The organism is Methylococcus sp. ANG (genome assembly GCF_040730495.1).
Lineage (GTDB): Bacteria > Pseudomonadota > Gammaproteobacteria > Methylococcales > Methylococcaceae > Methylococcus.
This window is the reverse complement of sequence record NZ_CP160399.1, coordinates 1,522,890-1,535,189: the sequence shown is the minus strand read 5'-3', so window position 1 is coordinate 1,535,189 and position 12,300 is coordinate 1,522,890. Positions and strand designations below refer to the sequence as shown.

Annotated in this window: 14 protein-coding genes; 8 read left to right on the top strand and 6 right to left on the bottom strand. The window is 62.8% G+C overall.

Annotation, left to right across the window (positions count from 1 at the left end):
• Positions 1-219: 219 nt before the first annotated feature.
• Complete coding sequence (locus tag ABZN20_RS07290; protein WP_367027225.1) at positions 220-1,065, top strand: CheR family methyltransferase; 846 nt, start codon at positions 220-222, stop codon at positions 1,063-1,065.
• Between the two features lie 6 nt (positions 1,066-1,071).
• Here ABZN20_RS07290 and ABZN20_RS07285 read toward each other — a convergent pair whose 3' ends face one another.
• The 5 genes from ABZN20_RS07285 to ABZN20_RS07265 all read right to left on the bottom strand — a co-directional run bounded on the left by ABZN20_RS07285 (position 1,072) and on the right by ABZN20_RS07265 (position 3,857).
• The gene (locus ABZN20_RS07285; protein ID WP_218807273.1) at positions 1,072-2,028 is read right to left on the bottom strand and encodes a radical SAM protein; all 957 of its coding nucleotides are present in this window, start codon (positions 2,026-2,028) and stop codon (positions 1,072-1,074) included.
• Between the two features lie 51 nt (positions 2,029-2,079).
• Positions 2,080-2,334, bottom strand: coding sequence for a DUF504 domain-containing protein (locus ABZN20_RS07280; protein ID WP_218807272.1), 255 nt, complete (start codon positions 2,332-2,334; stop codon positions 2,080-2,082).
• A gap of 178 nt (positions 2,335-2,512) precedes the next feature.
• The gene (locus ABZN20_RS07275; protein ID WP_218807271.1) at positions 2,513-3,049 is read right to left on the bottom strand and encodes a copper resistance protein NlpE; all 537 of its coding nucleotides are present in this window, start codon (positions 3,047-3,049) and stop codon (positions 2,513-2,515) included.
• Positions 3,050-3,226: 177 nt separating this feature from the next.
• Positions 3,227-3,637 (bottom strand): PIN domain-containing protein, encoded by a 411-nt coding sequence (locus ABZN20_RS07270; RefSeq protein ID WP_218807270.1) that lies wholly within the window; start codon positions 3,635-3,637, stop codon positions 3,227-3,229.
• Positions 3,624-3,857 (bottom strand): AbrB/MazE/SpoVT family DNA-binding domain-containing protein, encoded by a 234-nt coding sequence (locus tag ABZN20_RS07265; protein WP_218807269.1) that lies wholly within the window; start codon positions 3,855-3,857, stop codon positions 3,624-3,626. The genes ABZN20_RS07270 and ABZN20_RS07265 overlap by 14 nt, the downstream gene beginning before the upstream one ends.
• A 770-nt stretch (positions 3,858-4,627) precedes the next feature.
• Here ABZN20_RS07265 and ABZN20_RS07260 point away from each other — a divergent pair.
• The 5 genes from ABZN20_RS07260 (at position 4,628) to ABZN20_RS07240 (ending at position 10,881) form a co-directional block, all read left to right on the top strand.
• Positions 4,628-4,837, top strand: a complete 210-nt coding sequence (locus ABZN20_RS07260; protein ID WP_218807268.1) for a hypothetical protein — start codon at positions 4,628-4,630, stop codon at positions 4,835-4,837.
• 206 nt (positions 4,838-5,043) lie between these two features.
• Positions 5,044-6,768: a multicopper oxidase family protein gene (locus tag ABZN20_RS07255; protein WP_367027224.1), complete on the top strand. Its 1,725-nt coding sequence runs from the start codon at positions 5,044-5,046 to the stop codon at positions 6,766-6,768.
• Positions 6,769-7,023: 255 nt separating this feature from the next.
• Positions 7,024-8,829, top strand: coding sequence for a Calx-beta domain-containing protein (locus ABZN20_RS07250; protein ID WP_367027223.1), 1,806 nt, complete (start codon positions 7,024-7,026; stop codon positions 8,827-8,829).
• A gap of 135 nt (positions 8,830-8,964) precedes the next feature.
• Positions 8,965-10,167: a formate-dependent phosphoribosylglycinamide formyltransferase gene (gene purT, locus ABZN20_RS07245; RefSeq protein ID WP_218807266.1), complete on the top strand. Its 1,203-nt coding sequence runs from the start codon at positions 8,965-8,967 to the stop codon at positions 10,165-10,167.
• Between the two features lie 69 nt (positions 10,168-10,236).
• Positions 10,237-10,881: a lytic transglycosylase domain-containing protein gene (locus ABZN20_RS07240; protein ID WP_367027222.1), complete on the top strand. Its 645-nt coding sequence runs from the start codon at positions 10,237-10,239 to the stop codon at positions 10,879-10,881.
• 22 nt (positions 10,882-10,903) lie between these two features.
• Here ABZN20_RS07240 and ABZN20_RS07235 read toward each other — a convergent pair whose 3' ends face one another.
• A complete protein-coding gene (locus ABZN20_RS07235; protein WP_367027221.1) occupies positions 10,904-11,503 on the bottom strand; it encodes a Maf family protein in 600 nt (199 codons plus the stop codon).
• Between the two features lie 55 nt (positions 11,504-11,558).
• Here ABZN20_RS07235 and ABZN20_RS07230 point away from each other — a divergent pair, with 55 nt between their 5' ends.
• Together ABZN20_RS07230 and rpmF are read left to right on the top strand one after the other, a co-directional pair.
• On the top strand, positions 11,559-12,074 hold the full coding sequence (locus ABZN20_RS07230) for a YceD family protein (protein WP_218807263.1): 516 nt from the start codon (positions 11,559-11,561) through the stop codon (positions 12,072-12,074).
• Positions 12,075-12,083: 9 nt separating this feature from the next.
• Positions 12,084-12,278 (top strand): 50S ribosomal protein L32, encoded by a 195-nt coding sequence (gene rpmF, locus ABZN20_RS07225; RefSeq protein ID WP_218807262.1) that lies wholly within the window; start codon positions 12,084-12,086, stop codon positions 12,276-12,278.
• Positions 12,279-12,300 lie beyond the last annotated feature (22 nt).

Genomic DNA, 12,300 nt, shown 5'->3' with positions numbered 1-12,300 from the left:
CCCATGCCTCATGGGGGGCGTAGGTCAGTTCGGTGGACTGAAAAAATAGGCAGCTGGCCAAGCTATCGGGCGCAGGGGGCATTTTTATGAAACATCCGGGCTAGGCGGCTGGAAAATTTTTTATTCTATCGATATATGGCGGATCAAGTCAGCAAGATTTTGCCTGGGCGCGCCGGATGCCCAATAGTCGGCAGAGAGTTGGTCCGATATCGCCTCAGAATGGTTTTCGCATTGGTTTCGATGAGAATGCACAGCACGCAAGCCGTAGAGTTCCTGCAATGGGCCTTGCCGCGTCTGGGACTGCGCTGGCCCGGGTTTCGGAAAGTGTGGCGTCAGGTAATCAAGCGTACCATGCGCCGCATCAGGGCGTTGCAGTTGGAGGATATCGACTCCTATCGCAGCTACCTTGAGGCCCAGCAGGAGGAATGGAAACTCCTGGACAGCTTCTGCCGGATAACGATTTCGCGCTTTTATCGGGACCGCCGGATCTTCGATGTCCTTGCAGTGGAAGGATTGCCTGAATTGATAGACCGGTGCCGGACAAGAGGCGACCGTCGGTTGCGTTGTTGGAGCGCCGGCTGCGGCGCGGGCGAGGAGGCTTACACGCTGGTCCTGATCTGGGCGTTGCATCCGGATTTGCGGGCACGGGATATCGCCCTTTCGGTACTCGCCACCGATGCCGACCCGGTTCAGATCGCCAGAGCGCAAACCGGCTGCTATGCCCCGAGCAGCCTGCGGGAACTCCCCGCGCCTTGGCGCGATATTGCCTTTAGGGCAGAAGACGGGCATTACCGGATCGGTCGGGAATATTGCCAGCCGTTGACCTGGGCTGTCATGGATCTGCGCAAAGCGATGCCGGAAGGACTGTTCGATCTGATCCTGTGCCGGAACCTGGCTTTTACCTACTTCTCTACGGATCTGCAAAGTGAAACGCTGCAGCGCCTCGGCGACCGTCTGGCGCCGGGCGGGTTGCTTGTGCTCGGCTCGCATGAAGTTCTGCCCGAGGGCTCCGGCGGGTGGAATCGTTGGCGGCCAGGCTTGCCCATTTACCGCAAGCTGGAATGACCGGACTCACAATGGACGTCGACTGCGCGGGCGGTCCAGCCGCGTCAGGCCCAGACGCCGTGCGATGTCGAGCGCCTCCTGGTATTCGGTTGGCGTGATCGGGCGCGCGAGTTCGGGGTATTCGCCGGCACGGTAGCAGGGGTGATACTGGTCCATCAGGTTGAGATAAGTTTCCGGGGAAATCTCGCGGGCGATGAACGCGAGCACCTTTTCCGTGTTGGCCAAGCCTCCTGGGAGCACCAGATGGCGAACCAACAGCCCGCGATTAGCCAGACCTTCCTGGTCCAACCGGAGGTCGCCCACCTGGCGGTGCATTTCCTGGACCGCTGCACGGTTGACCTCCCAGTAGTCGCGCACATGGGAGTAGCGGTGGGCGGTGGCGGAATCGCCATACTTCATGTCCGGCATGTAGATGTCGATGACGCCGTCCAGCAGGGCCAAAGCCTCGGGGCTGTCGTAGCCGCCGGTGTTGTAGACCAGCGGTAACGTGAGTCCCTGCCGGGCGGCGATCAGGGTGGCCTCGAGAATTTGCGCCACCACGTGGCTGGGGGTCACCAGATTGATGTTGTGGCATCCCTGCGCCTGCAGGTCCAACATCATGGAAGCCAGCTCTTCCGGCGTCGCTTCGCGGCCCTCGCCCTTCTGGCTGATATCCCAGTTCTGGCAGAACACGCAGCGAAGGTTGCACCAGCTGAAGAATACCGTGCCCGAGCCCATCCAGCCGCGCAGGACGTCTTCTTCGCCGTGATGGGCGCCGCAACTGTAGACTATGGCGCGCTCGCCGGTCCGGCATACCGCGCCCTGTGCCGTTTGCAGCCGGTCGACCCGGCAGTAGCGGGCGCACAGGTCGCAGGTTTTAAGATGTTCGCGGCCGAGGGGGACGCGCCGTTCCAATTCACCAGTTTGGAGAAGCGCCAGGTAAGCGGCACGAAAATCCTCTGGCCTGGCAGTCGTCGGTTGCATGGCGGACCTCGTGGGGAAATGCTGCGCCTCGGTTTCCCCGCGGCGCAGAGATCAATGGGTTCGCTGCCAGATCAGTTCGCCGTTGCGGTACACCTCCTTGATGCGATGCAAAGGGATGGTATGCAACTCGCCCAAGTGGTCAACCCATTCAAACGCATTCGGCTGGTCCGGGGGAAACGCCAGTTCCGCAAGCGGTGCCAGCACAACGCGGCGCTCGATACGATCGTAGTAGCCGATGCGGAATTCTGCACGGCCGAACTCCGCATCCCAGCGTATGCGATGGAGCAGATCTTGAATCGGTATCATGGCAGGGAAATTTGTCTTCGACCCGCTCCGAGATCAATGGATCGCCGGTAAGCGAACTTTTTGAGGGGCTGAGGCGTTTTTCGGGGACATGCTCCCAGTCACGCTTCATCTGATCAAGGTACTTTGGCTGTCTCCTCAAGCCTTCGCCATCGCCAGTCGTCCCCTGGAGCCATGTTCGTCAATGAATGTGCATTTCCCGGTTGTTCGATTTGTCGCTTCGTTCCAGCCGATACCGGTCCTGGTCGCCGGGCAGCGGCTTCCCGTCGCTGGCGAGATAGACCAGGGTGCCTTCATCCTTGATGGCCAGCCGGCGCGGCGGGGCATCCTTGTTGGGGGTCAGCAGGACGATGCCGTTCCTGTCGTCCCACTGGTATTTGCCTTTTTCGAAAGACTCCCGGTTTTGCGGCTTCGCGGGCTGGATCACCAGGAGATACCGGTCCTTGTCGTTCAGGGACAAGGTCATCTTCAGTCCGTCGCAATTTTCTTCCTGGCACGGCAGGTAGCCGTAGAAGACGCCGCGGAATTTGCCCGCCGTCTCCTCGGCGGCATGCGCCGAATGGTCCATGCCGCCGTGCTGGCCCAGTTCGCGCGCCTTGAGGGCTTTTTCCTGGAGCTCTTTGTCGCTTTCCGCCCCGGCGGGCGGGATCGCGCCCAGCAGCGCGCCGAAAACGAGGAAGGATGCCTTCTTGATCATTTTTCCGTTCAATGTCTGCATAGGGATTCCTGTGTCGGTTCGATCTGCGGCGGACGCGAAGCCCGCGCAAGGCCAGGCCCCGCACGCCAAGTCCGAATTTTCACACATACTCCTTCCTCTTGGGTAAATGGGCCGGCGCTTGTTCGCATCGCTCTCACTTCCAGCCGGGCAGTTCCAACGCTTGGTGATCTTTCCTGCTCATATCTCCGAAAACGGATTGTGGATGCGCAACCGGCCTTCGATGAGCTGTCCGCCCTGCATGTCCTCGGAATACAAGGTCTCGCATCCGGCGAGGAGTGCCGCCGCCAGGATCATGGCATCGTAAACGCTCAAGCCGTAACGCTCGGCAATCCATCGGCCTCGATCATGGGTGGCGACGGTGATCGGTTCGACCGGGCACAGGGTCCGGATGAGCGTCAGGACCTCGTTGATTTCTTCCCACGGCATGGCCAGCTTCCGGCGCGCCACGCTCGCCATTTCATTCAGCACCTGAACGCTGATCCGTCCTCCGTTCCGGACGATGGCCTCGGCCCGGTCGGCTTTGTCGGTGTCGTCTGACAAAAAATAAAGCAGGACGTTGGTATCGATGAACGCGTTAGTCGCGGGCATTCGCATCATCCCGGTCGAACACGAAGCCGGTCGGCAGCTTGCCTCGAAACCGGCGCAGGCGTTCCAGGAGCGCCTCCTTTCCGGGTTGCTTCGCCAGCGCGAAAACGCGTTCGTCCGCGACCACCACCTGGATGTCGTCACCCTCATGCAGATCGAGGGCTTCGACGACGGATGCCGGGATTCGAATGGCCAGGCTGTTGCCCCATTTTGAGACTTGCATTGGCGGGCTCTCGTGGATATACGTATTGTAAAGTATATCCACGCAGTTTGCCCGAATTCAACTGGCGATGAAGTCTTCGACCGTCATGCGTTCATCCAGATTCTTCATGCGTCCGCAAGCAATGTTTCGACAGGACTCGGCTCGAATGGCTGCACGCATCTTCGGATGCTCTTCCGATCCTGGGCTCGAGTGTTTGAGTCCACAAGGGACTCGATATTGAAAGGAGGGCGCCGACTGTCGATTTGTGCGCCATTTTTCGCATGATTCGCGTCAGGAACCGGTGAGTGTTCCGGGGCATCCAGGGTGTCCATCGGGGTATCCATCTGTTGCCGGAATGCACGGCCGTCGGTTTGCCGGTTCTCCCGGCTGCGCGCAGGCTGAGGGCCTGTTGGGCGTTATTTCCGTTCGCCGCCCATTTAAGGAGGCTCGGAACAAGTCCGATTTTTTGGACGTCGATGCCGCTCAGCCGCGGCTGCGGGCCAAGGCTGAGCGTTTTCCCGCCGGTTTGGAGGCTTGGCTGCCAGTCCCTTGAACAAGCCCCGGTAGCGTACCTGTGCCGGACCAGGTCTTCTTGAGGGTGGCGAGGACGAATAGCTTGGGTTCTTTCTACTGTGTCGGCCCCCATTGAACGATCCGCACGCCTCTCGCCCCCGGGCCACCGTCCCTGCCGCCCAGCGCTGCCCCACCCGCCGCATCCTGGATCTCTATGACCGGTGGGTGGCGCCGCGGCATCTGGGAGTCGGCGTCGGTACAGGCTGCTTTTTCGACCATTGCCGCTTTCCGGCCGCCCGGCCTTTCTCGGCCGGGGAGTGTGCCACAACGCGCTGGGCCGGCGGCTGATGGCGCTTTACAACGGCAAGGGCGTGTTCGGCAGTCGGCACGACAGCGAAGACGATCTGCACCAAGTGCTCGCCGCTCATTTCCCGGCTTATACCCTGGAGGTACAGGGCAGCGTCGTGATGTTCACCGGCCGGGCGTAGTCCCGTTCTGCGGCGGCGTTCGGCGCACCGGGCTCCGGCAGATCGAATGTCGATATCACCGGAAACTTATATACAATGCCGCCAAGGGCATCCCGTCCGCCATGCGTGCGGGAGCCCGTCCACTTCGAGCCTCCCGGCTGGCGGCGCCCGCAGCAGGAGAAGGTTCGCCATAACTAAAGCGACCTCAAGGTCGAAAGGAGGGGGTTATGCCGTCCAGCATCCATGTGTCACGCCGCCGTTTTCTCCGTCAGACCGGTCTGGGTCTGTTCGCTCTCGCCGGGGTGCCGGCCTGGGCGCAGGCCATGACCATGCCGGCCGGTCCGAAGCTCAGCCCGAACAAGGCATCGCCCGCGTTCCAGCCGGACGTGGAAATCGAGCTGGCGGCACGCCAGTCTTCGGTGGCCATCCTGCCCGGCCGGCCGACGCGGGTTCTGCAGTACGCCGCGCGGCTGATGAAAGGCCCGGAAGGCACGTTGACCAGTCTGCCGGGGTCTTATCTGGGCCCGGTCATGCGCCTGCACAAGGGGCAGAAGGTGCGCATCCATTTCCGCAACGAACTGTCCGAGCCGACCATCGCGCACTGGCACGGCATGCACGTCCCGGCGCTGATGGACGGCCACCCGATGTACGCGATGGATCCGGGGGAGACATTCGTCTACGAATTCGAGGTGCTCAACCGGGCGAGTCTGAACATCTATCATCCGCATCCGCACGAGCTGACCGGACCGCAGGTCTATCACGGCCTGGCCGGCGGCATCCTGGTGAACGACGAGGAGGAGGCGGCGCTGAGCTTGCCCGCGGGGGAATACGAGATCCCCGTCGTACTGCAGGACCGGCGCTTCGACGCCGACAACCAGCTCGTCTACGTCCGCCACATGCACGAGCGGATGATGGGGTTCCACGGTGACCGCATCCTGGTCAACGGCCGCCCGGACTTCGCGGTCGAGGTGGCGAGCCGGGCCTACCGGCTGCGGATCATGAACGGCTCGAACGCCCGCATCTACAAGCTGGGCTGGGACGACGGTACGCCCTTGACCGTCATCGGTACCGACGGCGGCCTGCTGGAGGCGCCGGAGGTCAAGTCCTACGTGATGCTCGCGCCGGGTGAGCGCCTGGACGTCTGGGCGGATTTCAGCGGGCGCACCGTCGGTTCGCAGTTGGTCATGCGGAGCCTGCCGTTTTCGGGGGCTCTCCCGAGGATGGCGCGCCGGATGATGGGCGAGATGATGCACAGCTCCTTGCCGCCAGGCAGCGACTACCCGCTGTTCACGGTCCGGGTGACCCGGCGGGTGAGCGAAAGCCCCAGCCTGCCGAGGCGCCTTGCGAAGATTTCCCGCTACACCCTGGCCGATACCGTCAATCCGGACAAACCGGTGCCCCTGGAGATTTCCGAAGGACCGATGTCCATGCTGATCAACCGGCGGCCTTATGCCCATGACGACCTGCAGCCGTTCGAGCGGATTCCGCTGGGAAGTGTTCAACTGCTGGAGATATTCCACGGCCACGGCGGTTCGGGGCATGGCGCAGGAGGAGAGGGCATGGAGCACGGAGGCGGGCCTGGCATGGGCATGCGCGGCGGCATGGGGATGGGCATGATGGGGCATCGCGGCGGCATGGGGATGATGGGAGGACACGGTGGGGGCATGGAGGGCGGCATGGGCATGATGATGTCGATGGCGCACCCCATCCATCTGCACGGCCAGTCCTTCCAGATCGTCAGCCGTACGGTGAGCAATGCAACGATGGACGACTACGCCAGTGTGCGCGAGGGCTTCATCGACAGCGGCTGGAAAGACACCGTGCTGGCCATGCCCGGCGAACGGATCCGCCTGATCAAGCCGTTCCAGGACTTCAAGGGTCTGTTCATGTACCACTGCCACAACCTGGAGCACGAGGACATGGGCATGATGCGCGAGTTTTCCATCGAATGAACGAAGTTCGGACAGGACAAAGGAATGTCCTGTCCGAACTTGCGAGAAGCTTGTTTTTCCTGCGCCCTCACGAGCGCGGGTGAGCGCCAGCCCCCGGTTTTCTCCGTATTGACTCCTCCAGAAGTTCGGTTCGCGCACGCAGGCTCGCAATTGAAAAATCAAATACGAATCGTTATCATTCATATTCGTATAAATTCTGCTCCACCGTTTGGATAGCCGTACTTTTTCCCAATAACAAGACCACGCGAGCCCAACATGAGATTTCACCTCCTTTTTTCACCGTCCTCCTTGAGTTGGTTATGTGCTTTGATTCCGCTATGCCTGGACCCGGCGAATGCGGCGCCGCCGGACCCATTCGACGGTTTTCGCCATCTCTTGGTGGTGAGATTCACCGTCAGAGAGCCTGTCACGGAGACGGAGGACCAATTCCGGGCCGTCCTTCAGCTCATGGACGCCATCGACGCCGAAACGGCGGGCGTGGCCGAGCATCACCCGGCAAAAGACGCGACCTGCGATCAGTGCCACGTCAAGGATTTGATATCCGTGGACCATTACGGCCTGATGATCAATGAAGCGAGTCCGGCCAAGAGCTGCGAAAAAGCCGGCTGCCATAGCCTGACGGTGGCGGGCAAAATGCCGTTCTACGTAAGACCGTTCGCATCGCTGGATGAAACCAAGAGCGCCGGACTGGCGAAGCAGCGCCTCGCGGCGGCGCGGGATCTGCTGCAATACACCGGGTCGCTCAAGAATAGTACGGCGGTGCGGTTGGGCGGATTGCCCAAGATCAGAGATTTTGCGATCGACGTTCGCGCGACGGACAAAAACATCTTCAACCTGACCCGCGATGTGCCGCTGGCGTTCTTCGAACCGAAAAACGCCTTCGAAGTGAAGAAAAACGCGGATCTGCTGCCCCAGTATGCCGCCGCTCTGTCGAACGAGGTGCTGTCCCTGGTGGAGCAGGACATGAGTGTCACTACCCGGCTGGACGGGACGGTGGAAGCCAAGATGGCCAGGGCGGCCGATTTGCACAAGCACCTGTCGCTCGCGGATCGCGAGATGTCCATACGGCATCTGCTGACGAATTCGCAGATCGTGTTGCGTCATCTGGCGACTCTGCCGGCCGATGCCGCCGATTTCGTCTCGTCCCGGCTGGCGGAAGATTTTCCCGCGGCTGTGCTCAAGACTGACGCTACGACTGGCGAGGCCGCGACCGGCCTTCGCCGCACCATCACCTGGGAAATTCCGGCGGCGGCCAACGATGGGGTGAACGCCGCCACGATCGTATTGCAGCGCAACGAGGAAGGCAGCCGGACCCAGCCCTCGACGCAACTGCAGTTCCAGCGGCTGGCCGGCTCCATGCGCGGGACCGCCGTCCGGATGCTCGAACTCTTCCAGGAACAGTATTCCGCGTTCGCCGCCGATCATGCCCGCTTCACGTTGACCTATCAGGCCAGCCAGGAGGCGGACAAGAGTCTGTTGACCACGGCGATCGGGAATTCCAGGGAAGCTGCCGGAGCCGGTGAGATAAGGCGACTCCTGATACATAACGAAAACACGGCCACTGGCACCCTGCCGGCGCCGGGCCAGGTGGGTGCGGCCATCGGCGCCGCCAAAGAGATCGCTGCGGCGAATCCCGCCGCGATCCGCAGGCTCCGCAGCATTATCCGCTTCAAACCCGATCTGACGACCGTGTCCCAAATCTATGGTGAAGCCACTGTCGGCTCGCTTCCGCGCGTCTGGGTGTCGGCTGCCCGGACCGAAATCGCCGAAGGGAGTGGAGACCGAATGGTCTTCACCGTGTCTCGCGAGACGCCGACCGGCAAGCCCTTGACCATTCATCTGACGCTGGGCGGCACCGCTCGGCCGGGCAAGGATTACGTCAAGCCCAAGCTCCGGGTCACCCTTCCAAAGGGCGTCGCCAGCGTGGACGTTTCGGTGAAGCTGCGCAACGACCGCGTCGCCGAAGGGGCGGAAACGGTGAACCTGGCCATTGCGGGAAGGAAGGAATACACCCGCTTGCCGGCCGCGGATGCAACGGTCACCATCGCCGATGATGATTGAGCGCCATCCGGAAAGCCGGAGGCGGTGAAAAAGGGCCGGCGGCTTGGCAATTGGAGGCGGGGGGGCATTAAAATCACCGCCTTCCGGCTTCCTCTCGCCGCCGGTTCCTCCCTACAATCCTTCGGCATTCTCTATATGCGTATCGGAACCCCAAACTCGCACTCCGCCCTCCGGGTGCTGCTCCTGGGCAGCGGTGAACTCGGCAAGGAAGTGGCGATTTCCCTCCAGCGCTACGGCGCCGAGGTGATCGCCGTCGACCGCTATCCCGGTGCACCGGCGCAGCAGGTCGCCCACCGCGCCCATGTCGTCGACATGACGGACGCGGCGGCGATCCGGACGCTCATCGAGCGCGAGCGTCCGCATTTCATCGTGCCGGAGATCGAGGCGATCGCCACGGATGCCTTGGCCGAGATCGAGCGGGCGGGGCTGGCGGAGGTCGTTCCCAACGCCCGCGCCGTGCAACTCACCATGAACCGCGAGGGCATCCGACGGCTGGCGGCGGAAGAACTGGGCCTGCCGACATCGCCCTATGCGTTCGCCGATTCCTGTGAGGCCTTGGCCGAGGCGGCGGGGAAGATCGGCTTTCCCTGTTTCGTCAAGCCCGTCATGTCTTCCTCCGGCAAGGGTCAGTCCATGCTGGAGAGCCCGTCCGGCGTCCAGGCCGCCTGGGAGTACGCGCGGAAGGGCGGCCGGGTCGGGGCAAGCCGCGTCATCGTCGAGGGTCGGATCGACTTCGATTTCGAGATCACCCTGCTGACGGTGCGATCCATCACTCCCACCGGTGACGCCGGGATCGCATTCTGTGAGCCGGTCGGCCACCGGCAGCAGGCCGGGGACTACGTGGAAAGCTGGCAGCCGCAACCTTTGAGTCCCAAAGCCAGGGAACGCGCCGAGGCGATCGCCCGCGCCGTGGTCGAAGCCCTGGGCGGGCGCGGGCTGTTCGGCGTCGAACTGTTCGTCCGCGGGGACGAAGTCTGGTTCAGCGAGGTCAGCCCCCGGCCGCACGATACCGGCATGGTGACCATGGTCAGCCAGGCGCAGAACGAGTTCGAGCTGCATGTCCGCGCGATTCTGGGATTGCCGGTCGATCCCGCCCTGCGGCGCCCCGGTGCCAGCGCCGTGATTTACGGCGGGATGGCCGCGGAAGGCATCGCGTTCGAGGGAGTGGAGCGGGCGCTGTGCGTGCCGGAATCCGAGGTTCGCCTGTTCGGCAAGCCGGAGGCCTATCCCCGGCGGCGCATGGGCGTGGCCCTGGCGGCGGCGGACACGGTGGAAGAGGCGCGAAGCCGGGCGGTTCTGGCTGCATCGGCGGTGCGGCCGGTAAAGATACCGGCTTGAGGCTTGTCCGGCCGAACGGAGCGGTGGTATAAACCCGCTCGTTTTGATTCGAGAAAAAGACGCAAAAACATGTGGATGAAACGACGTCTTTGGATCGCGCTGATGCTGGGGGGGCTGCCGGCGGCGCAGGTCTCGGCGGATGTCTACAAGTTCGTCGACAAGAAAGGCCATGTCTATTACACGGACCGGCCTCAGCACAACGGCTACCGGCTGATCGCCACCACCAAGGTGTCGAGCAGGCTGGGGTCGCCTCCGCCCATGCCCGCGGTGGCGCCGTCCGGCCGGATTTCGGCCCCGATGTCCTTCAAGTCCAGGGCCCTGGAGCGCAACCGCGAAATGCTGGCGCCGCTGATCGCCGAAGCGGCCGAGCGCTACGATCTCGATCCCCTGCTGCTGCATGCCGTGATCCAGGCCGAGTCGGCGTACAACTCGGAAGCGGTTTCGGGCAAGGGAGCGGTAGGGTTGATGCAGCTGATGCCGGACACCGCGGCGCGCTACGGCGTGCGGGACCGGACCGACCCGGTGGAAAACGTCTATGGCGGCGCCCGTTATCTGCGCGATCTGATCGGCATGTTCAACGACGTAAGTTTGGCGGTCGCCGCCTACAATGCCGGCGAGAACAACATCATCAAGTACGGCAACCGGGTTCCGCCTTTTCCCGAAACCCAGGATTACCTGAACCGGGTGATCGAATACTACAATCGCCTGAACTGACGCCGCATCGCGTTGGTGCCGCTCAGACGACGGCCACGCCAAAGCGCTCCAGCAGTTCGGTCAGCAGAATCAGGGGGAGGCCGACCAAGGCGTTCGGATCGTCGCCCTCGATGCGTTCGATCAGGGCTATGCCCAGCCCTTCCGACTTGAAAGCGCCGGCGCAGTCGTAGGGTTCGTCGACGGCGACATAGCGCTCTATCCGGTCCCGGTCGAGGCGCCGGAAATGGACGCGGCACCGGTCCAGGCCGGTATGGCTGGTCCCGCTGGCCGCGTCGTACACGCACAGCCCCGTCAGAAATGTCACGCTACTCCCCGAGGCCCGCAGCAGTTGGGCGACCGCGTTTTCATGGTTGCCGGGTTTGCCCAGTCTCGAATCTCCCAGAACGGCGACCTGATCCGAGCCGATGATCAGATGGTCGGGGTAGGCGGGGGCAAGCGCCCGCGCCTTCTGATACGACAGCCGTAAGGCGAGCTCTTCCGGCGTCTCCCCCGGCAAGGCCGCTTCGTCGATGTCCGGCGACACCGCGGTAAAACCCAAGCCCAGCTTGCGGAGCAATTCGCGGCGGTAGCTCGAACCCGAGGCGAGGAGGAGCGGCCTCGGCTGCGGCAGGGGAGACTGCATGACGGCGTTCCTGGCTTTGACAGAAGTTGGATTTTGCCTGTATTATTGCACGATTATGCCTCCCCACCTGCCTGAATTCGTCGATCCGCTGGATTTCGCGGACAAGCGTCGCCGGGTGGTGGGAGAACTGCCGCTGGCACTGCTCGACCGTATCCAGGAGTTTCTGTTCGAAAGAGCCGGGAACATCAGGGTCGAGCTGGATTTCGGCAAGGACGGCCGATGGTCGGTGGTGACCGGCAGAGTGGAGGCCGATCTCGTACTGCAATGCCAGCTCTGCCTGGACCCGCTGCCGTGGTCGGTGCGCTTGCAAGTCTCGCTGGGCGTCGTGGCGTCGCTGGACGAAGCCGACCGCCTGCCGGAGTCTTACGAGCCGCTGCTGTTCGACGGCGGAGCGCCGATTCGGCTGTCCGACCTGGTTCAGGACGAATTGGTCCTGGCCATCCCGCCGATACCGCAGCATCCGGACTGCAGGGAGGCGGCGCATGCCGGCCCGCGGCCGGCGGTCAGGCAAAGGGAAAACCCGTTTGCCGTGCTGGCGCAATTGAAAAACAACGATAGCAAGTCTTCTTAAGGAGTCATCATGGCTGTTCAACAAAATCGCAAGACCCGTTCGAAGCGCGGCATGCGGCGGTCGCACGACGCATTGAGCGCAAGCGCTCTGTCCATCGAAGCGAACACCGGCGAAACCCATCTGCGCCACCATGTCAGCCCGGACGGTTACTACCGGGGGCGCCGGGTCGTCGAGCCGAAGCGCGGCGACGAGACTGAAGAATAACTCGGACCGCTGAGGTCTTGCA